Annotated in this window: 24 protein-coding genes and 3 pseudogenes; 16 read left to right on the forward strand and 11 right to left on the reverse strand. The window is 65.1% G+C overall.

From position 1 onward, the window contains the following. Nucleotides 1–8 precede the first annotated feature (8 nt). From ACFLEY_RS21305 to ACFLEY_RS21325, 5 genes are all read right to left on the reverse strand, one after another. Nucleotides 9–431 carry a cupin domain-containing protein gene (locus ACFLEY_RS21305; protein WP_011087137.1) on the reverse strand — a complete coding sequence of 141 codons (423 nt, stop codon included), beginning with the start codon at nucleotides 429–431 and terminating at the stop codon, nucleotides 9–11. Between the two features lie 49 nt (nucleotides 432–480). Next, on the reverse strand, nucleotides 481–1,224 hold the full coding sequence (locus ACFLEY_RS21310; RefSeq protein WP_011087138.1) for an SDR family oxidoreductase: 744 nt from the start codon (nucleotides 1,222–1,224) through the stop codon (nucleotides 481–483). A gap of 265 nt (nucleotides 1,225–1,489) precedes the next feature. Beyond that, complete coding sequence (locus tag ACFLEY_RS21315) at nucleotides 1,490–2,461, reverse strand: MBL fold metallo-hydrolase (protein ID WP_011087139.1); 972 nt, start codon at nucleotides 2,459–2,461, stop codon at nucleotides 1,490–1,492. A gap of 298 nt (nucleotides 2,462–2,759) precedes the next feature. Continuing rightward, a complete protein-coding gene (locus ACFLEY_RS21320) occupies nucleotides 2,760–3,242 on the reverse strand; it encodes a VOC family protein (RefSeq protein WP_074076982.1) in 483 nt (160 codons plus the stop codon). Nucleotides 3,243–3,321: 79 nt separating this feature from the next. Continuing rightward, the gene (locus ACFLEY_RS21325) at nucleotides 3,322–3,987 is read right to left on the reverse strand and encodes a GntR family transcriptional regulator (RefSeq protein WP_161535028.1); all 666 of its coding nucleotides are present in this window, start codon (nucleotides 3,985–3,987) and stop codon (nucleotides 3,322–3,324) included. A gap of 117 nt (nucleotides 3,988–4,104) precedes the next feature. Between ACFLEY_RS21325 and ACFLEY_RS21330 the strand changes: the two genes are divergently transcribed. The 7 genes and pseudogenes from ACFLEY_RS21330 to ACFLEY_RS21360 all read left to right on the forward strand — a co-directional run bounded on the left by ACFLEY_RS21330 (nucleotide 4,105) and on the right by ACFLEY_RS21360 (nucleotide 11,518). Then, entirely contained in the window at nucleotides 4,105–4,899 is a 795-nt protein-coding gene (locus tag ACFLEY_RS21330) for an enoyl-CoA hydratase/isomerase family protein (protein WP_060911862.1), read from the forward strand. 9 nt (nucleotides 4,900–4,908) lie between these two features. Further along, nucleotides 4,909–6,167, forward strand: a pseudogene (locus tag ACFLEY_RS21335) (CaiB/BaiF CoA transferase family protein). 48 nt (nucleotides 6,168–6,215) lie between these two features. After that, nucleotides 6,216–7,208 (forward strand): annotated as a pseudogene (locus ACFLEY_RS21340) (Bug family tripartite tricarboxylate transporter substrate binding protein). Nucleotides 7,209–7,328: 120 nt separating this feature from the next. Further along, complete coding sequence (locus ACFLEY_RS21345; RefSeq protein WP_060911864.1) at nucleotides 7,329–7,811, forward strand: tripartite tricarboxylate transporter TctB family protein; 483 nt, start codon at nucleotides 7,329–7,331, stop codon at nucleotides 7,809–7,811. A gap of 11 nt (nucleotides 7,812–7,822) precedes the next feature. Beyond that, nucleotides 7,823–9,364 carry a tripartite tricarboxylate transporter permease gene (locus tag ACFLEY_RS21350; protein ID WP_060911865.1) on the forward strand — a complete coding sequence of 514 codons (1,542 nt, stop codon included), beginning with the start codon at nucleotides 7,823–7,825 and terminating at the stop codon, nucleotides 9,362–9,364. Further along, complete coding sequence (locus ACFLEY_RS21355) at nucleotides 9,361–10,365, forward strand: 4-hydroxythreonine-4-phosphate dehydrogenase PdxA (RefSeq protein ID WP_060911866.1); 1,005 nt, start codon at nucleotides 9,361–9,363, stop codon at nucleotides 10,363–10,365. Before ACFLEY_RS21350 ends, ACFLEY_RS21355 begins: the two co-directional genes overlap by 4 nt. Before the next feature lie 145 nt (nucleotides 10,366–10,510). Continuing rightward, entirely contained in the window at nucleotides 10,511–11,518 is a 1,008-nt protein-coding gene (locus ACFLEY_RS21360) for a L,D-transpeptidase family protein (protein ID WP_060913080.1), read from the forward strand. 194 nt (nucleotides 11,519–11,712) lie between these two features. Here the strand turns inward: ACFLEY_RS21360 and ACFLEY_RS21365 are convergent, their stop codons facing one another. Beyond that, complete coding sequence (locus ACFLEY_RS21365; protein WP_060911867.1) at nucleotides 11,713–12,789, reverse strand: methyl-accepting chemotaxis protein; 1,077 nt, start codon at nucleotides 12,787–12,789, stop codon at nucleotides 11,713–11,715. 287 nt (nucleotides 12,790–13,076) lie between these two features. Here ACFLEY_RS21365 and recJ point away from each other — a divergent pair, with 287 nt between their 5' ends. From recJ to ACFLEY_RS21380, 3 genes are all read left to right on the forward strand, one after another. Next, nucleotides 13,077–14,918: a single-stranded-DNA-specific exonuclease RecJ gene (gene recJ / locus ACFLEY_RS21370; protein WP_396604978.1), complete on the forward strand. Its 1,842-nt coding sequence runs from the start codon at nucleotides 13,077–13,079 to the stop codon at nucleotides 14,916–14,918. A 31-nt stretch (nucleotides 14,919–14,949) separates the two neighbouring features. After that, on the forward strand, nucleotides 14,950–15,759 hold the full coding sequence (locus ACFLEY_RS21375) for an SDR family NAD(P)-dependent oxidoreductase (RefSeq protein WP_060913081.1): 810 nt from the start codon (nucleotides 14,950–14,952) through the stop codon (nucleotides 15,757–15,759). A 108-nt stretch (nucleotides 15,760–15,867) separates the two neighbouring features. After that, complete coding sequence (locus tag ACFLEY_RS21380) at nucleotides 15,868–16,665, forward strand: aldolase (protein WP_211433958.1); 798 nt, start codon at nucleotides 15,868–15,870, stop codon at nucleotides 16,663–16,665. A 122-nt stretch (nucleotides 16,666–16,787) separates the two neighbouring features. Here ACFLEY_RS21380 and ACFLEY_RS21385 read toward each other — a convergent pair whose 3' ends face one another. Then, entirely contained in the window at nucleotides 16,788–18,011 is a 1,224-nt protein-coding gene (locus tag ACFLEY_RS21385; protein WP_060911870.1) for a lytic murein transglycosylase, read from the reverse strand. 137 nt (nucleotides 18,012–18,148) lie between these two features. On the opposite strand from ACFLEY_RS21385, the gene ACFLEY_RS21390 reads away from it, so the two are divergent. After that, a complete protein-coding gene (locus ACFLEY_RS21390) occupies nucleotides 18,149–18,337 on the forward strand; it encodes a hypothetical protein (protein ID WP_060913082.1) in 189 nt (62 codons plus the stop codon). Beyond that, nucleotides 18,334–19,373, forward strand: a pseudogene (locus ACFLEY_RS21395) (IS630 family transposase). The gene ACFLEY_RS21390 and the pseudogene ACFLEY_RS21395 overlap by 4 nt, the downstream one beginning before the upstream one ends. A 25-nt stretch (nucleotides 19,374–19,398) precedes the next feature. On the opposite strand, the gene ACFLEY_RS21400 reads toward ACFLEY_RS21395, so the two are convergent. Then, the gene (locus tag ACFLEY_RS21400) at nucleotides 19,399–19,929 is read right to left on the reverse strand and encodes a MarR family winged helix-turn-helix transcriptional regulator (RefSeq protein ID WP_211434365.1); all 531 of its coding nucleotides are present in this window, start codon (nucleotides 19,927–19,929) and stop codon (nucleotides 19,399–19,401) included. Between the two features lie 54 nt (nucleotides 19,930–19,983). On the opposite strand from ACFLEY_RS21400, the gene ACFLEY_RS21405 reads away from it, so the two are divergent. Together ACFLEY_RS21405 and ACFLEY_RS21410 are read left to right on the forward strand one after the other, a co-directional pair. Then, the gene (locus ACFLEY_RS21405) at nucleotides 19,984–20,463 is read left to right on the forward strand and encodes a carboxymuconolactone decarboxylase family protein (RefSeq protein ID WP_211434366.1); all 480 of its coding nucleotides are present in this window, start codon (nucleotides 19,984–19,986) and stop codon (nucleotides 20,461–20,463) included. A gap of 29 nt (nucleotides 20,464–20,492) precedes the next feature. Next, complete coding sequence (locus ACFLEY_RS21410; RefSeq protein ID WP_028171302.1) at nucleotides 20,493–20,996, forward strand: cupin domain-containing protein; 504 nt, start codon at nucleotides 20,493–20,495, stop codon at nucleotides 20,994–20,996. A gap of 106 nt (nucleotides 20,997–21,102) precedes the next feature. Here ACFLEY_RS21410 and ACFLEY_RS21415 read toward each other — a convergent pair whose 3' ends face one another. From ACFLEY_RS21415 to efp, 3 genes are all read right to left on the reverse strand, one after another. Continuing rightward, on the reverse strand, nucleotides 21,103–22,011 hold the full coding sequence (locus tag ACFLEY_RS21415) for an amino acid ABC transporter substrate-binding protein (RefSeq protein WP_011087156.1): 909 nt from the start codon (nucleotides 22,009–22,011) through the stop codon (nucleotides 21,103–21,105). Between the two features lie 168 nt (nucleotides 22,012–22,179). Next, nucleotides 22,180–23,802, reverse strand: coding sequence for a peptidoglycan DD-metalloendopeptidase family protein (locus ACFLEY_RS21420; RefSeq protein ID WP_011087157.1), 1,623 nt, complete (start codon nucleotides 23,800–23,802; stop codon nucleotides 22,180–22,182). A 24-nt stretch (nucleotides 23,803–23,826) separates the two neighbouring features. Then, nucleotides 23,827–24,393, reverse strand: a complete 567-nt coding sequence (gene efp, locus ACFLEY_RS21425; protein WP_011087158.1) for an elongation factor P — start codon at nucleotides 24,391–24,393, stop codon at nucleotides 23,827–23,829. Nucleotides 24,394–24,555: 162 nt separating this feature from the next. Here efp and epmA point away from each other — a divergent pair, with 162 nt between their 5' ends. Both epmA and ACFLEY_RS21435 read left to right on the forward strand, forming a co-directional pair. After that, nucleotides 24,556–25,620, forward strand: a complete 1,065-nt coding sequence (gene epmA / locus ACFLEY_RS21430) for an EF-P lysine aminoacylase EpmA (protein ID WP_060911871.1) — start codon at nucleotides 24,556–24,558, stop codon at nucleotides 25,618–25,620. Further along, nucleotides 25,617–26,711, forward strand: a complete 1,095-nt coding sequence (locus ACFLEY_RS21435; protein WP_060911872.1) for a lysine-2,3-aminomutase-like protein — start codon at nucleotides 25,617–25,619, stop codon at nucleotides 26,709–26,711. The genes epmA and ACFLEY_RS21435 overlap by 4 nt, the downstream gene beginning before the upstream one ends. The last annotated feature ends 31 nt before the right edge of the window (nucleotides 26,712–26,742 follow it).

Raw genomic sequence — 26,742 nt, forward strand, 5'->3', positions numbered from 1 at the left:
CCCGCGCGCTACTTCGCGATCGGCGTTGTCAACTCGGTATCGGCGGTGTCCACCACGAAGACGGCCAGCAGCTTCGCCGGCTCGGTATCGCTGGCGTTGGTGCTGACGGCATGGCGATCGCCGGGCTTCTCGGAGAAGTTCTCTCCCTTGTGAAAGACCTTGGCGGGCTCGTCATTGACCTGGCTGCGGATCGCTCCCTCGAGCACCGTGGCATAGATGAACGCGGAGCGCGCGTGGGTGTGGGCCGGTGAGGAGCCTCCGGGACCATACTCGACCAGCACGCCCTTCATGCTCTTGCCGGGAGCATTCGGCAGGACCTGGTCAAACACGACAGTCACCTTGGCCGACTTCGCTGCGGGCTGCGTCTCGGCTGCCTGGGCCGCCAGGACGAATGCGGCGTAAGCCGCCGTTGCGATCAGCAATCTGCGCATGGGATTTCCTTCATTGCCGTGGTTGCAGCGACCTTGGGATCGCAGATCCTCAAGCCGTCGCGAGCCATTTTGCGAGCGACGTTTTCCCGAGCCGCGCCTCGCCGAGCGGGACCAGCGAGGTGTCCTCGATGGGGGCACCGTAATATCCTGCCTTGGCGTCTCCCACCACCGGGCGGCTGTCGCCCGATGCTTTCAGGCGGCGCGCGACGAACTCGTTGAAGGGAGCTTTTTCCGGTCCCGCGATATCGATCGTGCCGTTGAGCGGCCGTCCCGTCGCGACCTCCGCGAGGGAAGCAACCACGTCGTCGGATGCGATCGGTTGAAACGACGCCGATGGCACGACGATCTTGCCGTCAATCGCTCCCGCTTCGCCGATGGCCCCGAGGAATTCAAAAAACTGCGTGGCGCGAACGATCGAGTAGGGGACCGGAGATGCCTTGACGATGGTCTCCTGCGCGAGCTTGGCACGAAAATAGGCGATGTCGGGCGAGCGATCGGTTCCCACGATCGACAGCGCGACATGATGCTTGACGGCTGCTGCGGCCTCGGTCGCGGCGAGGTTCTGGCTCGAACGCTGGAAGAATTCCAGCACGGCGGCCGGCTCCCAGGACGGCGCGTTGGCGACGTCGACCACGACATCCGCGCCTGCCAGCGCGGCAGCGAGGCCTTCCCCGGTCACGGCGTTCACGCCTGTTTTTGGAGAGGCCGCTATGACCTCGTGGCCTTGCTGCTTGAGTCTCGACACGAGCTTGGATCCGATCAATCCGCTGCCGCCGATCACGACGATCTTCATGGCATGTCTCCTGAGCATTTTGCGAGCGTGAGCGGCGTCAGGCCAAAGGGGCGTCACGAGCTCTCGTCGACGAAAGTGATGCGAGGGGACTCTTATCCGAGCAGTGAGGCGAGCTCTTGCCTGGAACGGGCCTGCCTTGCCGAAAAATGCTCCAGAAGTGTCGTTGCGACGCGACAGGAACCGGTCAGGGATCATTCCCCTCTGTCGGTCAGATCAAGCGAACGGCCCGGGCCGCACATGCGCGACCCGGGCTTGGTATCACCGGCTACAACGTCATCTGCATCGGTTCGGGATAGTAGTGAAACCCGTCACCCGCCTTGGCGACGTGGCCGTAGCCGGGCCAGGCGAAGTGATAGGACATCACGGGCGTCTTGTTGGCCGCGAGCATGGTGAGCAGCTTGACGCGCGACTCGGCTGCCTGCTTCGGGTCGGTGTCGTAGGAGAATTCCATCCGCGGCCGCTCCAGCAGCAGCACGGAATGGTGCGAGAGGTCGCCGAGGAAGGCGAAGGACTTGCCGGCCGAGCTGACCATGAAGATGGTGTGGCCGACGGTGTGGCCGGGCGCGGAGATGGCCTGCACGCCGGGCAGGAATTCCTGGCCGTCCCTGAAGAACACGATGCGGTCGCGGACCGGCAGCAGGTTCTTGCGGGCGTGCACGACGAAGTCCTTTGCCGGGCTCCCCATCTTGCCTTCATCGGTCCAGAAATCGAAATCGGTCTGGGAGATGTAGATCTGCGCGTTCGGAAACAGCGGCTTGTTGTTGGCATCCACGATGCCGCCGATGTGATCGATATGCGCGTGCGAGCAGACCACGGCATCGATGTCCTCCGGCTTGATACCGGCCTCCATCATGCTCTTCTGCTGCCGGCCGGTGGTGGGGCCGAACATCTTGGAGCTGCCCATGCCGGTGTCGAACAGGATGAGCTTGTCGCCGGTGTTCACGATCGGCGAGTTCTGCTCGAGCACGACATTGTCCGGCGACAGGAAATTGTCGGCGAGCATCTTCTTCACCTCTTCCTTGGAAACGCCGGTGAAGGTGCCGGAGGGATCGCCGAGCGGCAACGGTCCGTCGGAGACGACGGTCACTTCGGCGTCGCCGAGAATGAAGCGGTGCCAATAGGGAGTCTGGGTGCCGAGCTTGGGAGCGCGTGCCATCGCACTGCTGCCGAGCATTGCGCTGGCGCCAAGGCCGGCGCCGAGTGCGAGCAGGGATCGACGTGAGACATCGAGTGTCATTCGTTTCCTCCATTCTTCTTTTGAGCTGCGCGATTGTCTCGCGCGTTGTGTTCGGCCTGAGGCCAGCGGTGGAATGCTGCGCCGGTTCAGACAAGCTAGCAAGTGGAATTGATTTGCGGGTCAGCGCGGCTTGTCAAAGTGCGCGATGCAATTCCGGCGCGCGACAAAAGACACCGGTTGCCGACGTTGCTTTCGTCAGCACGATCCAGCCACGCGGTGCCGCAATGCAATCAATGATTGTGTCGCGATTGTGTCTCCTGACCGCCCGACGCGGCAGGACTGCAGGAATCTTTTCGCGTCACGACGGCACGCGTGTCCCCAGGCGTTCGACGAAGCGCATCAGGTAGCCGTCCGGATCCTGCACGAGGAATTCACGCTGGCCGACTTCGAGGTCGCCGACCCGGTACCAGACTTCGTTCGGCTGCTCGTAGAGGGGCCATCTGGCATCGTCGAGAGCCTTCAGCATCGGCTCGATGCGATCGACAGCCATCTGAAAATTGATGCCGCGCCCGAACGGCCGCTGCATCTCGGCCGTCTCCCAGCGTCCGTTCAATTCGCAGAGCATCACCTGCAATCGCCCTCTGACGAGATACGCAAACCGCGCATCGGGGCGGTCATAGGCGACTTCGAAACCGAGCAGGTCGCGCCAGAACGACAGGCTCTCCTGAATGTCGGAAACGCTGAGTTCGGGAACCAGGTCGGCAAAGCCGCCTTGCGGCGCGCCTCCGGTGCTGTCGGAGCTGGCGCGTGCGCCGGGGTCTGAAAGCAGCGGCGTGTTCATTGCGGCGGGCCTGATGGCGTGATCGACGTGCCAGGCGGTTATCGCAGCGAAACGGCGCGATGGCCAGAAGCCGAATGCCTCACGCGATCCGCAGCGCGAGGTCGCTTGCTTCCGTTTCGGCAAAGCCGGCCTGCAAGACCTCTTCGCGCTTGTGGCGGAGATGCGCACGCAGGATGTGCGAGAGGCCGGCGCCGTCGCGCCGCTGCAGCGCGTTCAGGATCGCCTCGTGCTCCTTCACGGCGAACGCCCAGCGCTGCGGCGTCATCGGCGTGACGTAGCGCGCGCGGCGGATGCGCGCCGTCACGGAGGCGTAGAGCCCGGTCAGTGCGGGATTTCCGGCCGCGGCGACGATGGCTTCGTGGATGGCGCGGTTGCCGCGGTAGTACTGGATCAGGTCGCCCTCGCGATAGTGCCGCACCATGTCCGTGTGCGCAGCGGCGATCTCGTCGATCTCGGCGTCGCTGATCCGCTCGCAGGCGAGCTCGCCGGCAAGCGCTTCGAGCCCCTGGCAGACTTCGAACAGGTCGCGCATGTCCTTGTCGGTCAGCTTCGCTGCGCGCGAGCCGCGATGAGGCAGGAGCTGCACGAGACCTTCGGCGGCGAGCACCTTGAGCGCTTCCCGCAGCGGCGTGCGCGAGATCTGGAGCCGGTCGCACAGCTCGCGCTCGGGAATCCGCGCGCCCGGCGGGATTTCGCCGTCGAGCAGGATGGCGCGGATGCGGCCGACGACCTCCTCATGAAGCATGGCAGGCGGCTCCAATTTGAATGCAAAAACGCAGTAATCAGTCGAAATATGCAAGTTCCAGCTTGCTAATCGCAGATTCTGCATTCAAAAATGTAAAAAACAAGAGGGCATGAGGAAATGGACCACGCTGCGGAGGCGGACGACCTCGTTTTTGAACGTCAGGACGGCATCGGGCGGATCACCTTCAACCGTCCGCAGGCGCGCAATGCCTTCACCTTCGCCATGTACGAACGGCTCGCGGCGATCTGCGAAGAGGCCGACCGCGATCATTCGCTCAAGGTGCTGGTGCTGCGCGGGGCCGGCGACAAGGCCTTCGCCTCCGGCACCGACATCAACCAGTTCCGCGAGTTCAAGACGCCGCAGGACGCGATCGACTACGAGAACCGCATCGACCGCGTGCTCACCACGCTCGAGCAGTGCCGGGTCCCGACCATCGCCGCGATTAACGGGTTCTGCACCGGCGGCGGGGCGGGCATCGCCGCGGCCTGCGACCTGCGCATCGGCACGAACAGCGCCAAAATCGGATTTCCGATCGCCCGGACGCTCGGCAATTGCCTGTCGATGTCCAATGTCAGCCGTCTCACCGCGCTCATCGGCGCTGCGCGCGTCAAGGATCTGATCTTCACCGCGCGCCTCATTGACGCCGCTGAAGCCGCCAGCGTCGGGCTGCTCGGCGAGGTCGTCGAGGATATCGCGGCCCTGGACAGGCGTGCCGACGAGGTCGCTCGCCTGCTGGCCAGCCACGCGCCGCTGACGCTGACCGCGACCAAGCAGGCGGTGGCGCGCCTGCAAAGGCGGCTGACCCGGGACGAGGGGGAAGACCTCATCCTGATGTGCTACACGAGCCAGGATTTTCGCGAAGGGCTCGATGCTTTCCTCAACAAGCGCGCGCCGCAATGGCGCGGCCAATAGGACGGGCCGATGCAAAGCGATCGATCGCAATCCACCTCTCGCCGTTCGGGACCGCTTGCCGGCCTCAAGGTCATCGATCTCACCCATGTCATGGCGGGGCCGACCTGCACCTTGATGCTCGCCGACATGGGCGCGGACGTCATCAAGATCGAGAAATGGCCGAACGGCGACGACACCCGCCATTCGGTGCCGCCCAAGATCGGCGATGAGGCGGCCTCCTTCCTGATGATGAACCGCAACAAGCGCGGCATCGTGCTGGACCTCAAGACCGATGGCGGCAAGAAGGTGCTGCGGCGGCTGATCGCGGACGCCGACGTGCTGGTCGAGAATTTTGCTCCGGGCGCCATGGAGCGCCTCGGCTTCGGCTATGAAGACCTGCACAAGCAGTATCCAACGCTGATCTACTGCTCGCTGTCGGGCTTCGCCGCACCGGCCCCTACAAACACCGCCGCGGTTTTGACCTCGTCGCGCAGGCGATGAGCGGGATCATGAGCTTTACCGGCGAACGCCCGGATGGTCCGCCCGTCAAATGCGGCCCGCCGCTGTCCGACATCACCGCCGGCCTGCTCGCGAGCATGGGTATCCTTGCCGCCTATACGCATCGCCTCAAGACTGGCGAAGGGCAGTGGGTCGAGACCTCGCTTTACGAGGCGGCCCTGGTGCAGACCTACTGGCAATCCACGATCGCGCTGGCCGCAGGCACCGCACCGCGCGCGATGGGCTCGGCGCATCCGCTCAACGCGCCGTACCAGGCCTTCGAGGCCTCGGACGGCTGGCTGGTGGTCGGCGGCGCCAACAAGAAGCATTGGCTGTTGATGCTGGAAGCGCTCGGTGCGAGCGAGCTTGCCTCCGATCCGCGTTTCGTCACCGGGGCCGACCGCATGGCGCATCTGAAGGAGCTCGAGGCCGTCCTGAGCGAGCGCTTCCGCACCCGGTCGCGGGCGTATTGGCTTGCGGCACTCGACGAGAAGGGCGTGCCGTGCGGCCCCGTGCACGACATGCTGGAGGCGCTCCGCGATCCGCAGACGCTGGCGCGCGAGATGGTCGTCGAGGTCGAGCATTCCACGCTCGGTCCCGTGAAGACGATCGGGCTTCCCGTCAAGTTTTCGGAGACCCCAGGCAAAGTGCTCTCGGGCGCGCCGGTCTACGGTGAGCATACCCGCGAGGTGCTGGCCGAACATGGGTTCGACCAGAAGCAGATCGAAGCGCTCGAGCAAGAAGGCGCAATCGTTTCAGCCGCAGACAGACGCGAGGAACGCGTCGCCTGACCGGTTCGATACAACAAATAAAACAGAACATAAGAGCTGGAGGAAATCATGGGTCGGACGTCAACACTTCTGCTTTCCGCAGCCGCGACCGTGCTCGCCGGCACGGTCCCGGCGTTTGCGGCCTGGCAACCGCAAAAGCCGATCGAGTTCGTGGCCACCGCCGGACCGGGCGGCGGCACCGACAATCTCGCCCGCGCGGTGCAGAACATCGTCACCAAGTACAAGCTGACGGAGCAGCCCATCGTCGTCGTCAACAAGGGCGGCGGCAGCGGCGCCGAAGGTTATGTCTACGGCAAGGCGTCCGCAGGCGATCCCTACAAGGTGATCTTCGGAACGTCGAACGCCTGGCAGCAGCCGCTCGTCTCCAAGGTCGCCTTCAACTACACCGATCTCACCCCGATCGCGGCGATGGCGCAGGACGAGTTCCTGCTCTGGGTCAAGCAGGATGCGCCCTACTAGACGGCAGGGGACTATCTGAAGGCGGCCGCATCGGGCGAATTCAAGATGGGCGGCGCGCAGTCGAAGGACACCGACGAGGTGCTGACCCGCATGATCGAGAAGGCCGGTCAGGTCAAGCTGACCTACATCCCCTTCAAGAGCGGCGCCGAGACCGCCGTGCAGCTCGCCGGCGGACACCTCGACTCCCACGTCAACAATCCCAGCGAGAGCCTCGGGCAATGGCGTGGCGGCACGCAGCGACCGCTTTGCGTTTTCAGCCCGAAACGGCTGCCGCAGGGTCCCAAGGTCACCGCGACTGAAGGCTGGAGCGACGTTCCGACCTGCGCCGAGCAGGGGCTCGACATCAAGCAATATGAGCAGCCGCGGACGGTGTGGCTGCCCGGCAAGGTCACGCCGGATCAGGCCGCGTTCTATGTCGACCTCATGAAGAAGGTGCAGGCGACGCCGGAATGGAAGGACTACATCGAGAAGACCTCGCAGGTCGACACGTTCCTGACCGGCGCCGAGCTCGACAAGTTCATCAAGGAGGACCTCGAGCACGTCAAGCAGGTTGCGGGTGAGCAGGGCTGGCTGGTCAAGTGAGGCGACCATCGTGCCACAATCTCCACTGTCGTCCCGGCGAACGCCGGGACGACACTTGATGGCTTGGAAAACGCGTGCGTCATTCACTGGCCGTGGCACGCCGCTCGAACGGAGCCCTCGATGATCTCACGCCGCGCGCTTGAGCTTGCGACCGCTATCCTGACCGGCAGCTTTGGTGTGGCCGTCGTCGTCTCCAGCCTCGACAACGGCATCGGCTGGTCGAGCGCGGGCGTGGACGCCGGCACGTTCCCGTTCCTGACCGGAATCATCATCGTGCTCGGAAGCCTCTACAATCTGGTGAGAGGTCTTCTGCCGGCGACGACGCTCGCAAGCGTTCCCATCGCGATCACACCGATCGAGCTGCGCCGGCTTGCCGGCCTGTTCGTGCCGGCCGCGATCTTCGTTGCCGCGATCCCGCTGGTCGGGATGTACCTCGCCTCAAGCCTGTACGTCTTCGCGGTGCTGGCGATCCCGAGACACCAATCCGTGCCACGCGCGCTGGCGATGGCGGCGGCAACGGCGCTCGCGCTCTACGTCGTGTTCGAGCGCATGTTCCAGGTCAGCCTGCCGCATGGCGCGCTCGCCGCCGCGTTCGGCATCTGACGGAGAGGCCGATGGACAATCTTGGGGAACTCCTGCACGGCTTCACCATCGCGATCACCGTGCCGCATCTGCTGCTGATGGCGGTCGGCGTGCTGCTCGGCATTCTCGTCGGCGTGCTGCCGGGGCTGGGCGCGCCGAACGGGGTGTCGCTGCTCCTGCCGCTGACCTTCGGCATGCAGCCGGTGTCGGCGATCATCCTGCTCTCGAGCATGTACTGGGGTGCGCTGTTCGGCGGCTCGGTGACCTCGATCCTGTTCAACATTCCCGGCGAGCCGTCCTCTGTCGCAACCACCTTCGACGGCTATCCGATGGCGCGGGACGGCCGGCCGACGACGGCACTCGCGACCGCCTTCGGGTCGGCTGCGTTCGGCGCGCTGGTCGGCGTCATCCTGATCACCTTCCTCGCATCCTGGGTGGCGCAGGTCGCGCTCGCCTTCGGGCCGGCGGAATATTTTGCGGTCTATTTCCTGGCCTTTGCGAGTTTCGTCGGCATGGGCAGGGCGGCCCCGATCAAGACCGTCGTGGCGCTCGCGATCGGCTTTGCGATCGCCGCCATCGGCATCGACACCGTCTCGGGCAGCGTCCGGCTGACCATGGGCATCGACGAGCTGGTCAAAGGGGTGAACTTCGTCGTCGCGGTGATGGGTCTGTTCGGCATCGGCGAACTGCTGGTTGCCGTCGAGGAGGAATTCCATGCCCGCGCCGTCTCCTCGAAGATCGATTGGCGCGAGGTGTTTCGCGCAGTCGGCCGCCTGCCGCGGCATAGCGTTGCGCTGCTGCGGAGCGCCGCGATCGGGTGCTGGATGGGGATCACGCCGGGCGGCCCGACCGCCGCATCCTTCATGAGCTACGGCATCGCCCGCCGCTTCTCGCGCCGCGGCCGATATTTCGGCACCGGCGAGGTCGAAGGCATCATCTCGCCGGAGACGGCCGATCATGCCGCGGGCACCAGCGCGCTGCTGCCGATGCTCTCGCTCGGCATTCCAGGCTCGGCGACCGCGGCCGTCATGATGGGCGGGCTCATGATCTGGGGCCTCAATCCAGGGCCGATGCTGTTCGTCGACCAGAAGGATTTTGTCTGGGGCCTGATCGCCTCGATGTATGTCGGCAACATCGTCGCGGTTGCGCTGGTGCTGCTGACCGTTCCGGTCTTCGCCGCCTTGATGCGAATCCCGTTCGTGGTCATCGCGCCCCTGATCGTGATCATCTGCGTCGTCGGCGCCTATTCGGTGTCGAACTCCTATCTCGACGTGGTGATGATGCTCGGCTTCGGAATCGTCGGCTATCTCTTCAAGAAGCTGTTCTATCCGCTGGCGCCGCTGGTGCTCGCGATCGTCATCGGCGACAAGGCCGAGGATGCGTTCCGGCAGTCGATGCTGATGTCGAAGGGATCGCTCGGGATCTTCTTTGCGAACAAGCTGGTGACGTGCCTGATCGTGGCCGGCATCGCGCTGCTGCTGCTTCCGCTCGCGTTGCAGCTCGCGCGTTTGCTGCGCAAGCCCACGCCATCCGACAGGAATGAGACGACAGCTCAGGAGAAGGTGATCATATGACCGCAAAGCCGCTCATTGCACTGGCGATGGGAGATCCCGCCGGCATCAGCCCGGAGCTGACGGCGAAGCTCGTGGTGGAGGGCGACATCCGCGCGAGCTGCCGGCTCGTGGTGATCGGCGACCGCCGCATCTTCGACGAGGGCGCGCACGTTGCGGGCGTCAAGCCGGACCTGACCATGGTGGAGCAGGGGGCCGACCTTCGATCGGCGCAGGGCGACGCGCTGTTTGTCGATCTTCGCCACCTCGATCCCAGGGACGTCGAGCCGAAGACCGCGACGCTTGCCGGCGGAAAATTCGCGCTGACCAATTACCGGCACGCGCTCGAACTCGGCCGCGACGGCCGCGTCGATGCGGTCTGCTTCACCCCCTTCAATAAGCAGGCGATGCGCCTTGCCCGCGCCGAGTATGACGACGAGATCGCGTTTTCCGCGGAGGTGGTCGGCCTCAAGACGCCGGCCAGCGAGTTCAACGTGCTGGACCGGCTCTGGAACGCGCGGGTCACGTCCCACATCCCGCTTAGGGATGTGGCTGCAAAGCTGTCCAGCGAACGCATCCACCGCGCGCTGAAACTGACCGATGCTTGCATGCGCAACGCCGGCTTCGCGCGCCCGCGCATCGCGGTTGCGGGTCTCAATCCTCACGCCGGCGACGGCGGCAATTTCGGCCGCGAGGAGATCGACATGATTGAGCCGGTGGTCGCGGTCGGCCAGCGCGAGGGCATTGCCGCGGAGGGGCCGTTCCCGGCCGACACCGTGTTCCTGCGCGCCAAGGGCGGCGCCTTCGATGCGGTGCTGACGATGTATCATGACCAGGGTCAGATCGCGATGAAGCTGATGGGCTTCGATCGCGGCGTGACCTTGCTCGGCGGCTTTCCATTCCCGATCTGCACGCCCGCGCACGGCACCGCCTACGACATCGCAGGCCAGGGCATCGCATCGATCGGCGCCAGCCGCGCCGCGCTGCTGCTCGCGGCGGAGATGGCCGGGCGCCGTGCTGGGTGATCGACCACGGGCACTAGCTCGTCGGCTGCGCCAGTTGCCCTCGGGAAAAACTAGAAACTTCCGTGGTCGCTCCGAGTTGCCAATTCGGTGAATGTCTCCATCCCGGAGCTGGCACATGGGCGATCGCGGGTCGCGAAGGACGATGATGAGCGCCCGGTCGGTCGATCGCGCCCAGGTATTCTGCATCGTTCTGATCCTTGTTCTGGCGGCAGCACCCGCGTTCGCGGCCGAGATCAGCCCGGCCGTCATCGAGTCCGCCGAGCCATCGAAGAAGACTCTCTCGAACGAAAAGCCGACTCCGGCGGGCGTGCGGTTGCAAGTGCTTCTGGACAGGGCGCATTTCTCGCCCGGCGAGATCGACGGCAGGTTCGGGGAGAATGCGAAGAAGGCGCTACGCGCCTATGCGGAAGCCCGGCAGTTGCCGGGCTCGGAGGCTCCGATGGAGGAGGTTTGGAAGGCGCTGCGGGCGGACGAGCGGCCGGTCACGCTGACCTACACCATCACCGAGCGGGACGCGGCGGGTCCTTTCCTGAACAAGCTGCCGTCGAAGATGGAGGACATGAAGGACATCCCGAAGCTCGGCTTCACCAGTCCGCGCGAAGCCCTGGCCGAGAAATTTCACATGAGCGAGCAGCTTCTGGCGGCGCTCAACCCCGGGCGCCGTTTTGATCGCGCCGGCGACACCATCGTCGTGGTGGACACTGCCAGTGCGGGAGAGGGTGCGCCTGCAAAGGCAGACAGGGTCGAGGTCGACAAGGTCAGGCAGACCGTCAAACTGTTCGACAAGTCGAATGCGCTGATCGGATTTTATCCGGCGACTGTGGGAAGCGAGGACAAGCCGTCGCCCTCAGGCACGCTCAAGGTCACCGAAGTCAGCAAGAATCCGCTCTATCGCTACAATCCCGCCTATCACTTCAAGGGCGTCCGTTCGCGCAAGCCCTTTACCATCAAACCAGGTCCGAACAATCCGGTTGGGACGGTGTGGATCAACTTGTCCGCCGAAGGCTACGGCATTCACGGCACGCCTTCGCCGGACAAGATTTCCAAAGCGGAATCTCACGGCTGCGTGCGTCTCACCAATTGGGACGCCGAACGCGTCGCAGGTCACGTCGCGAAAGGCACGCCGGTCGCCTTTGTGGAGGGCGCCAAGTGAGGGGCGCTCACACGGCGGTCGCCGGCCCAAGGCAACGAGCGCGTTTTCGGATTTCGGAATAGTCGCATAATGCCACTGTTTTGCCCGACGTGTCAAAACAGCTTGAGCTGCAGGAAAACACTAATGAAAACAACGCCCGGCTACTGTGTATGGGGTTGTTTTGCGATTTTTTATCGAGCGGACGGATCCTGGCCTCAGGCTCCACAGATGATCACGCCATACCAGCCGAGGCCGCGATAGGTCTCGTAGCCGGGTGTCGCATGGAACGCGATCATCGTGCCCGAGCGGTCGTGATAGAAGCCGGAGCGCTGGCCGTTCAGCGACAGCGAGATGCGCTCGCTTAAAATGCCCTGGCCGTCGGAGGCCGCGATCACGCGGAAATTGGAGTCGACCAGCAGCACACGCGCCTTGTCGCTGTCGCCGACGCGCACGCCCTGGACGATGGCACGGGCCTGCGGCTCCCAGTCGAAATGGATGGCGAGCACGCCGATCGGCGTGCCGTTGGCCTGGCCGCCGGCGCGGACGCTGGCGCAATAGGTCGCGACCTGCGCGTTGCCGAGCAGCGGCTGGTTCTCGACGTCGCCGGCGACATAGTCGTCGCCGGAGCGCAAGGTCCGCGCCTCGCGAAACCATTTGGTGTGGGCGATGTTCTGGCCGACGACGCGAAAGCGGTCGGCGCGGCCATTGGCGATGACGTTGCCGTCGAGGTCGCAGAGCCAGAGGTCGAGATAGACGGTGTAGGCGCCGAGGATGACGCCGAGGCGCTGCGAGGCGTAGGTGACTGCCGCCGGAGCGGGCGAGGCCGCGCAATCCACCACGGCGGAGTCGGTGGCCCACCACCGCACGTCGCAGGTGCGCTCATAGAGGTTGCGGTCGATCAGTTCGACCGCATTGAGCGACAGATCGACCATGCGCTCGCCGCGCGAGCGCTGGCTCATGCGGTCGATCGAGGCGACGAGATCCCCGGTGCGTTTCGTCAATTGGGTTTCGAGCTCGCGCGCGATGGTCTCGACCTGTTGGCCGACGCCGCGCACCTCCTGCGCCACCACCGCGAAGCCCGCGCCTTGCGCGCCGGCGCGCGAGCTCTCGATCAGCGCGTTCAGCGCCAGCATCTTCATCTGGTTGGTGATCTGCTGGATCGCCTTGGTCTTGTCGACCGCGATCTGGTTGACCTCCGCGGTGAGGCGGTTGATCAGCGCGGAAATGTCGGAATCGTCGTCAGCGGGTTCGGCGGCAATCGGCTTGGCTTTCAGACCCAGCGCAGCAGACATCGGGGAGTTCCCTTGGCAATGAGGCCTGATCTGCAATGAACCCGGAACAATCGCTTACAGATCGAATACGATTCTTTTTCGAGGATTCCGCCTAACGCCTGCTTAATTTGCTGTTCGGTGGAATGCCCAAATGATAGTCACTCCGGCCCGTCGGCTGGCCATCCACCGCTTTGTGCAGCCCGGCCGTTGCAAATCGCCGGGGTTTCCTGGCCAATCCCCTTAAGCCAGTGACCGGGCGCCTCGCGTGTTCGCCCGAACCTCGAGTTCCTAACAGATTGCCGCTCGTCATGACGCCGCCCGCCACCGCCTTGCCCGTCGAAGCGCCCCAGGCGTTCCTGGGGGTGACGCGCTCGCTCACCGACAAGCTCTGGCGCGACCGGCTGGACGCCCGCGGGGCGGCCCAGGCGCTCGCCATCGTGCAGCGGCACCAGTTGCCGGAACTGCTGGCGCGGGTGCTGGCGGGGCGCGGAGTCGATATCGACGCTGTGCCGGACTTCCTGGACCCGACCATCCGCAAGCTCATGCCGGACCCCTTCACGGTGACGGAGCTGGAGGCCGCCGCAAAGCGCATCGCCGATGCCGCGGCGAAGGGCGAGAAGGTCGCGATCTTCGGCGACTACGACGTCGACGGTGCGACCTCGGCGGCGCTGCTGGCTTGGCACCTGCGCCATTGCGGGCTCGATCCGCTGATCCACATTCCCGACCGGATTTTCGAGGGCTACGGCCCGAACGTCGAAGCCGTTCGGGGGCTGGCGGCGAAGGGCGCCACGCTGCTCGTCACCGTCGATTGCGGCACCACCAGCATCGAGCCGCTGGCTGAGGCCAAGCGCCTCGGCATGTCCGTGGTCGTGATCGATCATCATCAGGCCGGCACGGAGCTGCCGGTGGTCGACGCACTGGTCAATCCGAACCGGCTCGACGATCTCTCGGGCCTTGGCCATCTCGCCGCCGTGGGCCTCGTGCTGGTGACGCTGGTCGCGGTGAACCGCGAGCTGCGCCAGCGTGGCTTCTGGAATGCGGAGGTGCCCGAGCCAGACCTTTTGGGCATGCTGCATCACGTCGCGCTCGGCACGGTCGCCGATGTCGCGCCATTGATCGGACTCAACCGCGCCTTCGTCGCCAAGGGGCTGATCGCGATGCGGCGGCGCGATCATGTCGGCCACACCGCGCTGATGGACGTGGCGCGGCTCAACGGCCCGCCGGAGGCCTGGCATCTCGGCTTCATGCTGGGGCCGCGGGTCAATGCCGGCGGCCGGATCGGCCGCGCCGATCTCGGCGTGCGGCTCTTGCTCGAAGGCGACAGCGTCGAAGCCGCGCGGATCGCGGCTGAACTCGATCGCCTCAACACCGAACGCCGTGTCATCGAGCAGGCCGCGGAAGCGCAAGCCGAGGCCGAGGCGCTGGCCTCGATCGGACTGGAGGACAAGCTCGGCGTCATCGTCACGGCGTCCGAAGGCTGGCACCCCGGCGTGGTTGGCCTCGTCGCTTCCCGTCTGAAGGAGAAGTTTTCGCGGCCCGCCTTTGCGATTGCACTCGAGCCCGGCGGCATCGGCACCGGCTCGGGCCGCTCGATCGCCGGCGTCGACATCGGCAAGGCGGTGCGGCAGGCGGTCTCCGACGGCATCCTGCTCAAAGGCGGCGGCCATGCGATGGCCGCGGGCGTGACGCTGCGCAAGGAGAAGCTCGCCGAATTCCGCGCCTATCTTGAAAATGCGCTGGCGCGCGACGTCGCGGAGGCGCGCCACGTCAACGAGCTCTATATCGACGGCGCCGTCTCTGCGCGCGCAGTGACGAGGGAGCTTGCGGCGACGCTCAACCGCGCAGGGCCCTTTGGCAGCGGCAATCCGGAAGCCGTGCTGGCGCTGCCGGCGCATCAGCTCGTCTATGCCGATGAGGTCGGCCAGGCGCATCTGCGTTTGCGCTTCAAGTCCGGCGATGGCGCCATCGTCAACGGCATCGCCTTCCGTTCGGTCGGACAAAAACTCGGCAACGCGTTGGTCGCCAATCGCGGTCAGCAATTGCATGTCGCGGGATCGTTGTCGGTCGACCGCTATCAGGGCGCCGAGCGTGTGCAGTTCCGCGTCATCGACGTCGCGCTACCGGACCAGGGGCCATCCGTGATTAAGTAGCGGCCTCAAACAACAAGAAAAGGGAGTGAACATGGCAGGGCAGGTTGAGGGCAAGGTCGCGCTGGTGACGGGCGGCGCCTCCGGCATCGGCGAGGCGATCGTCGAGCTGTTCGCGCGCGAGGGCGCCACCGTCATCGCAACCGACGTCGACGAGTTGCGCGGCCCCGAGCTCGCCAAGCGCATCACAAAGGCCGGCGGCAAGGCGATCTTCCTGGAGCAGGACGTCAGCAGCGAGGAACGCTGGATCGAGATCGTCGCCGAGATCGCCAAGCGCTACGGCCAGCTCGACATCATGGTCTCCAATGCCGGCATCGGCATTGCCGTGCCCTCGATCGTCGACATGACGCTCGGTGACTGGCGCAAGCAGAACGCGATCAACCTCGATGGCGTGTTTCTCTCGGTCAAGCATTGCCTGCCTTTGATGCGCACGACCGGCGGCGGCTCGATCGTCATGATGTCCTCGCTGGCGGGCCTGCGCGGCGCGCCGGGGTTGTCGGCCTATTCGGCGACCAAAGGCGGCGTGCGGCTGTTTGCGAAATCGATCGCGATGGAGTGCGCGGCCGTGGGCGATGGCATTCGCGTCAATTCCGTTCATCCCGGCATCATCGACACCCCGATCTGGGGCAAGATCCCGACGGGGGCGACCGGCAACCAGGGCAATGCGCCGATCGATCCGGAGGAACGGGCCCGGGTCGTCACGCCGCTTGCCCGCGCCGGGCAGGCCGCGGAGATTGCCTCCGGCGTGCTGTATCTGGCGTCAGATGCCTCGCGTTACGTCACCGGCAGCGAGCTCGTGATCGACGGCGGCATGAACGCCGGCGGCGTGCCGCGGCGGCAATAAGCCGCCGCGCGGGCTGCGAAGGGCAGGGTGGCGCCCGCGGGGGCTGACGCGCAGGCGTCGGCCCTGTACAAGGCGGGCAGCTCTCGACCGACAAAGGTGTCCTTCGCCATGGCGCACACCCTTCACTCCTCGTCATCCACGCCGGCGCCATTCCGCTCGAACCGGCCGGACCTTGCCACCGACGCGATCCGCACCGCGCGCGAGGATCTCGCCGCCTGCTTCCGCATGGCCGCGCGCAACGGTTTTGAGGAGGGCATCTGCAACCACTTCTCGGCCGTGGTGCCGGGCCACGACGACCTGTTCCTCGTTAACCCCTACGGCTACGCCTTCCGCGAGCTGACCGCGTCAAAGCTCTTGATATGCGACTTCCACGGCAACGTGCTCGACGGCGAGGGCGTACCCGAGGCGACGGCGTTCTACATCCACGCCGAGATGCACAAGCGCCTGCCGCGCGCCAAGGTCGCGTTCCACACCCACATGCCCTACGCCACCGCGCTGTCGATGACCGAGGGCGATCCCCTGATCTGGGCCGGCCAGACCGCGCTGAAATTCTACGGCCGCACCGCGGTCGACCGCGACTACAACGGCCTTGCGCTCGACAACCGCGAAGGCGCGCGGATCGCATCCGCCGTCGGCGATGCCGACATCGTCTTCATGAAGCATCACGGCGTGATGGTGCTGGCGCCGACCATCGCGGAAGCCTGGGACGATCTCTACTACCTCGAGCGCGCCGCCGAGGTGCAGGTGCTGGCGATGTCGACGGGGCGCAAGGTGTTGCCCGTCGATCCCGCGATTGCGGCCGAGACCTACAAGCAGATGCGCGAGGGCGATTCCGAATCCTCGCGGTTGCACCTGGCTGCGATCCGTAGACAGCTTGATGCTGAGGAGCCGCAGTACAGGCACTGATCTCTTGGGGCCGTCATTCCGGGGCGCGCGAAGCGCGAGCCCGGAATCCATCGCGCAGCGAGCGACGTGGAGGAATGGATTCCGGGCTCGCGCCGAGTGGCGCGCCCCGGAATGACCGGCTGCTACGACCCCTGCCGCAGCCGCGCCAGCACCTTCAGCCCGCCATAGCCGTCCGCCGGCGTGATCCCCGCGCGTTGCTGGAAATCCTTGATCGCCTTCATGGTGTCGTTGCCGACGCGGCCGTCGGTGCCGCCGGTGTCGAACCCTGCCTTTGTCAGCCGCGTCTGCATCTCCTGCACTTCGGCCAGCGTCAGCGCGCGCTCGGAGCCGGGGAAGGGCTGGATGAAGGGCGGTGCGCCGAGGCAGCGGTCGCCGAGATGGCAGATCGCCAGCGCATAGTTCATCGAGGGATTGTAGCTCTTCACCGAGTAGAAATTCGGCCCCAGCAGGAACGTCGGTCCGCCCGCGACCGGCGTCCAGATCTGCGCGGTCGCGGAGGGTTGCGGAAACGGCAGGCCGTCGGCGCGGGTGACGCCGGCAGCCTGCCATGCCGCATAGGTGCGGCTCCCGCTCATGTCGCCGGATGCGCGCACCTCGTAGCCCCAGTGCTCGCCGCGGCGCCACTTGCCGCGAATGACCAGGTACTTTGCCGTCGAGCCCAGCGCGTCGTCGGGCTTGCCGAATGGCGACACCTTGCCGTCGCCGTCATAGTCGATGCCGACATTGAGCCAGACTTCGGGCATCCATTGCGAATGCCCCATCGCACCGGCCCAGGAGCCCTTCATCTCCTCCGGCGTGCTCCAGCCCTTGTCGACGATGCGCAGCGCGTTGATCAGCTCGGTCTCCCAATAGGCCTTGCGGCGCGGCTCGTTCCAGGCGAGCGCGGCGAGCGAGGGAAACACCGGCGTCATGTGGTTCTGCTGCACCAGCGGATCGCCATAAGCGGACTCGACGCCCCACAGCGCCAGCAGCGTGCCGCGCTCGACGCCGAAGTCGCGCTCGATGCGGGCGAGCAGGGCCTCGTTGTTCTTCAGCGCGATCTTGCCGTTGATGATGCGCCAGTCGGAGACGCGGCGGTTGATGTATTGCCAGACCTGCTCGTGGAATTCGGGCTGGTTGCGCATCTGCTTGAACACGCTCATGTCGGGCTCGACCCGCGCCATTGCGCGCTGCCAGGTCGCGGCCGAAATGCCCTTCGCCATTGCGCGTGCGCGAAAAGACTCGCGCCATTCGTCGAAGCCTGGCGGCGTGGCGAGGGCGTAGGTGGGTGACGCGGCGAAGGCTGCCGCGCCGAGCGCGGATTTCAGCAAGGTGCGGCGGGTGGGCGAGGAATCAGCTTGTTTCATGGACACATTGTAGCGGGAAACAAGGCTCCTGTGAGCCGGTTCCTGGAACGTAGGGAACAGGCGCCCCGCCGCACGTTCCCCGATTTTTCGGTCAGCCGCTTTACGGTCGGTTCGCTCTTGTCATGCAGAATGCGCGCATGCGGGAGCTGTTCGACATCATCCGTGCCAATCCCTGGCCGTTCGGCGCAGGGCTGTTCGTCGTGATCCTGATGATCCTTGCGGAAAACTTTGGCCGAGGCATTCAGGGCGATGGCGCCGTCGGCGACTTGTCGGATGCCGATGGCGGCGACGGAGGCTTCGGCGACCAGGGATCAAGGTCGGGATGATACCCGAAGCAAGAGAAGTCCACCTTTCGAGGAAAGATCGCAAGGTGCTTGAGGCGTGCTGTCGCTCACCGGTGACGTTGCAGCGCGATTTGAAGCGGGCGCGGATAGTTCTGTTGGCGGCGGATGGGCGCAGCACCCGGTCGATCGCCAAGGAAGTTGGGGTCCAGCCGCGGATTGTCAGCCTTTGGCGGCATCGCTATGCCGACCATGGCCTTGAAGGGCTGCAAGACAAGCCGCGGCCTGGCAAGCAGCCGATCTATACGAAGACGACCGACAAGCGGATTCTGAAGCTGCTGGATAAGCCGCCACCGCAAGGGTTTGCGCGCTGGACCGGCCCCCTGCTGGCAGAGGCGCTGGGCGATGTCGATGTCCAATATGTCTGGCGGTTCCTGCGCAGCCACAAGATTGACCTGGTGGCTCGCAAGTCCTGGTGCGAGAGCAACGACCCGAACTTTACGGCCAAAGCCGCCGATGTTGTCGGCCTCTATGTCGCGCCGCCGGCGAAGGCCATTGTGCTGTGCGTGGACGAGAAGCCCTCGATCCAGGCTTTGGAGCGAGCGCAGGGTTATCTGAAGTTGCCCAATGGCCGCGCCTTGACCGGCCAAAGCCACGATTACAAGCGGCATGGCACCACAACATTGTTTGCGGCGCTCGAAGTCGCCACCGGAAAGATCATCGCGACCCATTCAAAACGCCGGCGCCGCGTCGAGTTTCTCGATTTCATGAACAGCGTCACCGCGGCTTTTCCGAACCGCAAGCTTCACGTAAAAAGAACGAGGACTGGCTCAAGGCCCACCCCAACGTGCAATTTCATTTCACGCCGACAAGTGCGTCATGGCTCAATCAGGTCGAAGTATGGTTTTCCATCTTGCAGGGGCAGTCGCTCAGCGGCACCTCCTTCACGAGCCTCAAGCAGCTTCAGGAACACATCGATGCCTACGTCAACGCATACAACGACAGAGCCGAGCCCTTCGTCTGGACCAAGAAAAAGGTCCGTCAACGCCGTTTCAAAGGCCGTCGTATCACTCAGCTCTGATTCCGGGTACTAGTCCCGGCGCGGTCTAGTCGTCCTGCAAATCGGCCGCGATTCCGGCGAGCCAGCGCCGGACCGTTGTTTCCGCCTTGCTATCCAGATTCCGGGCGATGCGCTTCTCCAGCGCGATTACCCGATCCCGGCAAGCCTTGAGCAGCGTCGCGCCGCGCGGCGTCAGCGTCCATTGCTGGATGCGGCCGTGGACGGGATGAGGCGTCATCGCAATCGCGCCGTCGCGTTCGAGGTTGCGGATGATGACGCCGACCGTCTGCGGCGTCAGGAAGGTGAGGCGGGCGACGTCGGCGCCCGACAGGCCCGGATAGGCGTTCAGCATTGTCAGCACGGCAAATTGCGGCGAGGTCACGCCGAGATCGGCGAGCGTCCGTTCCATCGTCAGGCGGACCGCGGCATGGGCCTGACGCAGCAGATAGCCGAGATAGCCTTGCTCGCCGCGTTTGCCTTCCCCCGGGGCGGGCACGCGGACCGCGCTCCCGTCGGAAGCGGCGGAGGCCTTCCGCGGGCTTTTCGATCTTGTGAAGTCAGCGGCCTTGCGCATCATATAAGAGCTCTTATACAGTATAAGTGCTCTTACAATAACACGAGGTGCACGGCAATGTCACACGCCCGCAGCGAATATGAGGATTTCAAGAGGATTGCGCCCGACGCGTATGATCTGGTGCTGGCGCTGGGCCAGGTTGCGGCCAAGGCCGGCCTCGACAAGCAGCTTCTCGAACTGGTCAAGTTGCGCGCCTCGCAGATCAACGGCTGCGCCTTCTGCGTGCAGCATCATATCCTGCTCTCGGAGCGCATCGGCGTGCCCGTGGACAAGCTCAATCTGGTCGCGGTCTGGCGCGAGGCACCGATCTACTCGGCGCGCGAGCGTGCGGCATTGGCCTGGACCGAAGCCCTGACCTTCCTGCCCGACGGCGTCAGCGACGAGGTCTACGCGGAAGTGACCAGCGAATTCTCCGAGTCCGAGCTGATGTACCTGACCTCGGCGGTCGCCTCGATCAACGTCTGGAACCGGTTTGGCGCGGCCTATCGCTGGACGCCGGCGAAGCGGCCGGTCGCAACGAATGCCGCCGCATCCTGATTGCCATCAGGGAAAAAGGGGAGGTTGTCATGACAGCAATGAGTCTGGCCACCACGCAACGCCCGGTGCCGTCGCGTTCAATGGCGCTGGCCGTTGTCGGCGGGCTCGCCTGCGCACTCGCGATCGGCAAGGCGCTGCCGCTGACGATGGAGACCGTATCCGGCGCGCTCGCGCCGCTCTGCGCGACAGCCGCGGAGAGTTCGCCGCTCGACAAGGTCGAGCCGATCGGCTCCTATGCATTGCCGAACGTGCCGGGCAAGCGCGTGACCATCGTGCGCGTTTTCTACGGCCCCGGCGGATTTACGCGGCCGCATCGCCACGCGGGCTCGGTGACCGCCTACGTCACCAAGGGCGAGATCCGCTCCCAGCTCGGTGGCGGCCCGGTCGAGACGTTTGGCGTCGGCCAGTCCTTCTTCGAGCCGCCCGGCGCGACGCATCTGGTGTCGGCGAATGCCAGCGCCACGCAGCCGGCGGAATTGATCGCGGTGTTCGTGGCGGACGAGGGCGCGCAGCTAACGACGTTTCTGGACTAGTTCGTAGCCTGGGCGAGCGAAGCGACACCCGGGAACAGTTGTCGTGAACATCCCGGATGTCGCTTCGCGCATCCCGACTATACGATCGGCGTGCTCCGCGATCTCGTCAGCCGCCATACGACGCCGGATCGGGATTGTCGGACGGGTGCTCGAACGACTTCTTCATCGACACCGGCATCGGCACGTGGAAGTTCAGGCCGCGCGGCGGCACCGGCTCCATGAACCATTTGTTGTAGATCTTCTCGATCTCCGGGCTCTTGTAGAGTTTTGCCGTGGCACGATCGACCACGGCCTTGAACTGTGCGTCGTCCTTGCGCAGCATGATGCCGTAGGGCTCCGGATCGGAGAAGGCGCCGGAGCTGATGGCGTAGAGCGACGGATCCTTCGCTGAGGCGATCATGGCCGCGAGCTGGATGTCGTCCATGACGAAGGCCTCGGCCCGGTCGGTCTCGACCATCAGGAACGCCTCGGGGACGTCCTTTGCATTCATGACGTTGATCCCGAGCGCGCGCGCGGCGTTGGCCTTGTTGAGCTGGGTGATGTTGGTGGTGCCCGCGACCGAGACGACGGCCTTGCCCTTGAGGTCATCGACCTGATCGAGCTTCGAAGCCTTCTTCGACACGAAGCGGCTCGCCGTGAGGAAATGCGTGTTGGTGAACCACACCTGCTTCTGGCGGTCGGCGTTATTGGTCGTCGAGCCGCATTCGAGGTCGATGGTGCCGTTCGCCATCAGTGGAATGCGGTTGGACGAGGTGACGAGGTTCTCGTTGACCGCGAGCTTGTCCAGCTTCAACTCGGCCTTGATCTCCTCGACGATCTTCATGCAGATGTCGATGGCGTAGCCGACGGTCTTCTGCTTCTCGTCGATATAGCTGAAGGGCACTGCACTGTCGCGCACCCCGAGCGTGATCGCGCCGGTCTCCTTGATCTTCTTCAGCGTACCGGTCAATTCCTGCGCATGAGCCGGCACGGCGAATGCGACGGCCACGATGACCGCCGTGGTAAGACAACGCATGTGCTTCCCTTTCTCCAGTTTGCTTGCCGGAAGCCAAGCAATTCTGGGGCCAGAGAAGGCCGGGTCGTTCGGGGAGGTCGGGACGCCGATCCGCTTAAGCCTCGTGCGCCGAAAGGGGCGTCATGAGATCGTCATCGAGGCGCGCCGCGCGGTGAGGCGCGAGTTGCCTCAATTCTCCTCGCTGCTCGAGCCCTCGCGCTGATCCGGCTTGATCACGTCCTCAGGCAGCGCATGTGCCACAGGCTGCGGGCCGCCCGCGATCTCCGGGCCGACCTCGCGGCCGCGGGCACGGATCAGCCGCTCATAGGCGGAGACCAGCGTGACGTAGGGGCTGACCCAGATCCAGCCGTCGCGGGTGAACACCTGGACGTCGAAATGCAGATGCATCGACGTGCCGGCGGGATGGTCGAGATAGTTCGAGACCACGCCGATCTTCTCGCCTTCGGTCACGATGCGGCCGTTGAGCACGCCGTCGGCGTTCATCACCTGCGGGTTCATGTGCATGTAGCGGAAGCGCATGTGCTCGGTGCGGCTGTTGATCTCGAGCGTCGCGGCCTGGTCCTTGGACGCGCGGATCACGATGGCGTCGCGCACGGCGACGACGGCGCGCTGCTTGGGATCGCAGGGGGCGCGACCTTCGCCGGGCGGCGGGCACTCGGCGGCGCGGATGTCCTCGCCCTGGTGGCCGTAACCGCCGCCGCATTGCCCGACTTCGAAGCTGCGGGACTCGCAGAAATTGTCGCGCCAGGGGTAGGCCGTCGGACTCTCGTTCTTGTCGCGCCTGCCGTAGGATTGCGAGCGCACGAAAGCGGGCGCCTTCTCCAGCGGGAAGCGGATCTGCGCATAGGCCATCACGTCCGGATGGCCGCTCTTGTTGCGGTAGCCGGTGTTCGGGATGATGTCGCCGCTCGGCCGGTAGCTGAAATCGGCCGAGCGCCCTGAAGGACGATCGATGATGTCGGAGGCAACGTCCATCAGCGGCCGCATGCGCTGGCCGCCGGCGACGCGCAGCGCCTTCAGGAAGCGTTCGGCAACCGGATAGGCCTCCTTGCAGGCAAGCCGCCGCGGTTTTGCGACACTGTCCAGGCACTGGATGGAGACGACATAGGCGACGCCGAACCGAGTGAAGGCGTAGCGCACATAGCCTTCGCGGATGAACCTGCGCAGGTCCGGATAATGGGCTGCAAGCGGCTTGACCGGCTCACCCTTGCCGCCGGCGGGATCGGCGATGTCATAGAGCAGCGCAGAGCCCGTGATCTGCACCTCGACGGGTCTTGCGAAGACACGCGTCGGCATGCCGTCACCGGCGCCGGGCTCGAGCGAGAAGCTCGCGCTGTATCCGGCGGGGCCGGCGTCGAACATATCGACGGGGTTGAAATCAGCCTGATAGCGCGACAGCGACAGGCTCGGCGGCGCGCCGTTGCGCTGGGCCTCGCGATAGGCGCCGGCGTCGAACGGCAGCAGCACGGGCACGGAGCTGCGGGCAATGCCGGTGAAGAATTGGGAGGAGATTGCGTTGAGCTGCACCAGCGCCGGCATCGCGCGCGGATCGTAGCGCGGCACGGAACGGCGAGGCACGAAGATGAAATCGTCCGCGGCCCGTGGGTGGCTGTTGATCTCGGTGCGGAGCTGGTCGAGCGCTGCGCGCCAATCGACGCGCAGGGCCGTGAGCGAGGGGCTGCGGAATTCGTCCGCAGCGAGCGGAGTGGCGGTGAGGAGCGACAGCGACGCCAAAAGAAGCGAGACGAAGCGGAAACTCTTCCTATCCACTGTCTCGCCCCCCGGCGGCACCTGTTCCGATCCTCGATCCCTGGCTTAGTCCTTGGCGCGCTCGGAGTAGGAGCCGTCTTCGGTCATCACCACGATGCGGGTGCCGACGGCGATGTGCGGCGGCACGGTGGTGCGGATGCCGTTGGAAAGCACCGCGGGCTTGTAGGAAGACGAGGCGGTCTGGCCCTTGGTCACCGGCTCGGTCTCCACCACTTCCAGCGTCACGCGCTGCGGCAGCGCGAGCGAGACCACGTTGACGTCGTGGGTCGACAGCTTGACGGTCATGTCTGGCTGAAGATAGGCGGCCGCGTCGCCGACCACGTCCTTGGAGACCTGGACCTGGTCGTAGGTCTCAGGGTTCATGAAGTGGTAGCCGTCACCGTCTTCATAGAGGAAGGTGAAGTTGCGCTCTTCGATCGTCGCCTTTTCGACCTGGTCGGTGGTCTTGTAGCGCTCGGAGATCTTTACCCCGTCCGAGATTCGGCGCATTTCGATCTGGCTGACCGGGGTGCCCTTGCCGGGATGGATGTTCTCGGCGCTCACGACGACATAGAGCTTGCCGTCTTGCTCGATCACGTTGCCCTTGCGAATAGAACTGGCGATGACTCTCAAAGCTGTATTTCCTGCTTGCTTGGCCCGGCTCTGGCCAGGACGTGGTCAAATTGATGGGGGACTTGGGGCCTCAAATCAGACCTCGGCGCCCGTTTCGGGCCGCAACATACTGATTTTGCCGTTGGATGCCAGCACTTTGCTGATGGCTGGGGTGGTCGGTTAATGGCTGGGGACAAGCCGATTTCGCCGTTCTGGTCGCCCGAGCGCCACCTCGACCGGCGGCCGTTCCTCCAGGCGAGGGGAGCCGTGACCGGGGCTTTACGGGGCTTTTTCGTCGAGCAGGGCTTCATGGAGGTCGAAACCTCCGTTCTTCAGGTCTCCCCGGGCAATGAGACCCATCTGCACGCCCCCCGGACCGAGATCGTGCGGCCCGACGGCAGCCGGGCCAGCCGCTACCTGCGGACCTCCCCGGAATTTGCCTGCAAGAAGCTGCTGGCGGCCGGCGAGCCCCGAATCTTCGAGTTCGCCCGGGTGTTCCGTGACCGCGAGCGTGGTGACCTGCATCTGCCCGAATTCACCATGCTGGAATGGTACCGGGCCGGTGCGCCCTATGACGCCATCATGGCCGACACCGTCGTGGTCATCGCCCGCGCGGCGCAGGCGACCGGGATCGGGACCTTCTCCTTCCGCGGCCGGACCGCCGATCCCTTCGCCGAGCCGGAGCTCCTGACGGTCGCAGGCGCCTTTGAACGGTTCGCCGGCATCGATCTGCTGTCGACAATCTCGGGTGACGAGGGTAACCGTGCCGCGCTCGCCCAAATGGCTGGCGGCAAGATCCGCGTGGCCGGGGACGACACCTGGTCGGACATCTTCAGCAAGGTTCTGGTCGAGCATGTTGAGCCGCATCTGGGACAGGGGCGTTTGACCATTCTGTTCGAATACCCATCTCCCGAGGCGGCACTGGCGCGCGTGAAGGCCGGCGATCCCAGGGTCGCCGAACGGTTCGAGGTCTATGCCTGCGGCGTCGAACTCGCCAACGGTTTTGGCGAACTGACCGACGCCGAAGAGCAGCGCCGGCGCTTCACCGAATCGATGGCGGAGAAGCAGCGCCGCTACGGCGAAGCCTATCCGCTGGACGAGGACTTTCTGGCTGCGGTCGCCGCAATGCCGGAGGCGAGCGGCGTCGCGCTCGGCTTCGACCGGCTGGTGATGCTGGCCAGCGGCGCAACGCGGATTGATCAGGTGGTGTGGACACCCCCTGCAAATGAAACGCTAAGTGAAACATGACGAAGACCAATCTTGCACGCACCTTGCGCGAGCCGGCCGAGCTCGTGGCCGAGCACCTCGCGCCTGCCGCGGCGCTGCCCGCACTGGAGCGCGTTGCCGCGCGCTATGCGGTCGCGATCACGCCGGCGCTGGTCGAGCTGATCGACACATCCGATCCTGACGATCCCATCGCCCGCCAGTTCGTGCCGACCGCCGCGGAACTCGAGATGCAGCCGGGCGAGAGTGCCGATCCGATCGGAGATCACCCGCATTCGCCGGTCCCGGGCATCGTGCACCGCTATCCCGATCGCGTGCTGTTCAAGCTCGTTCACGTCTGCGCGGTCTATTGCCGCTTCTGCTTCCGCCGCGAGATGGTCGGACCCGGCAAGGACAACGCGCTCTCGGACAGCGCTTATCGTGCTGCCATTGATTACATCCGCGCGCACGACGAGATCTGGGAGGTGATCCTGACCGGCGGCGATCCCCTCATGCTGTCGCCGCGCCGCATGAGCGAGATCATGGCCGATCTCGCCGGCATCGATCACGTCAAGATCATCCGCCTTCACACCCGCGTGCCCGTCGCGGACCCCGCGCGCGTCAGCGACGAGATGGTCGCAGCGCTGAAGGTTGCGGGCGCGACCACCTGGGTTGCGCTGCATGCCAACCATGCACGCGAGCTCACGGAAGGCGCCCGCGCAGCCTGCGCGCGGCTCGTCGATGCCGGGATTCCCATGGTCAGCCAGTCCGTGCTCTTGCGCGGCGTCAATGACAACGTCACGGCCTTGTCGGATTTGATGCGAGCTTTCGTCGAATGCCGGATCAAGCCGTACTATCTGCATCACGGCGATCTCGCACCGGGCACTGCGCGTCTGCGCACCACGCTGGCGGAGGGGCAGGAGCTGATGCGGCAGCTGCGCGGACGGGTGTCAGGACTCTGTCAGCCTGACTACGTCATCGACATTCCCGGGGGTGCCGGCAAGTCGCCGGTGGGGCCGAACTATGTGTTGGCGGCACAAAATACCGCACCCGACGCACGTGAAGCGGCGACGGAAACGCGCTATCGTATCGTGGACTATTGCGGGGACGTTCATCTCTATCCGCCCGAGACGTGAGTGGTGACGGAGTGGACGCCGGTTTGAGCAT

This window comes from Bradyrhizobium sp. YCK136 (assembly GCF_044570075.1).
Classification (GTDB): Bacteria; Pseudomonadota; Alphaproteobacteria; order Rhizobiales; family Xanthobacteraceae; genus Bradyrhizobium; species Bradyrhizobium diazoefficiens.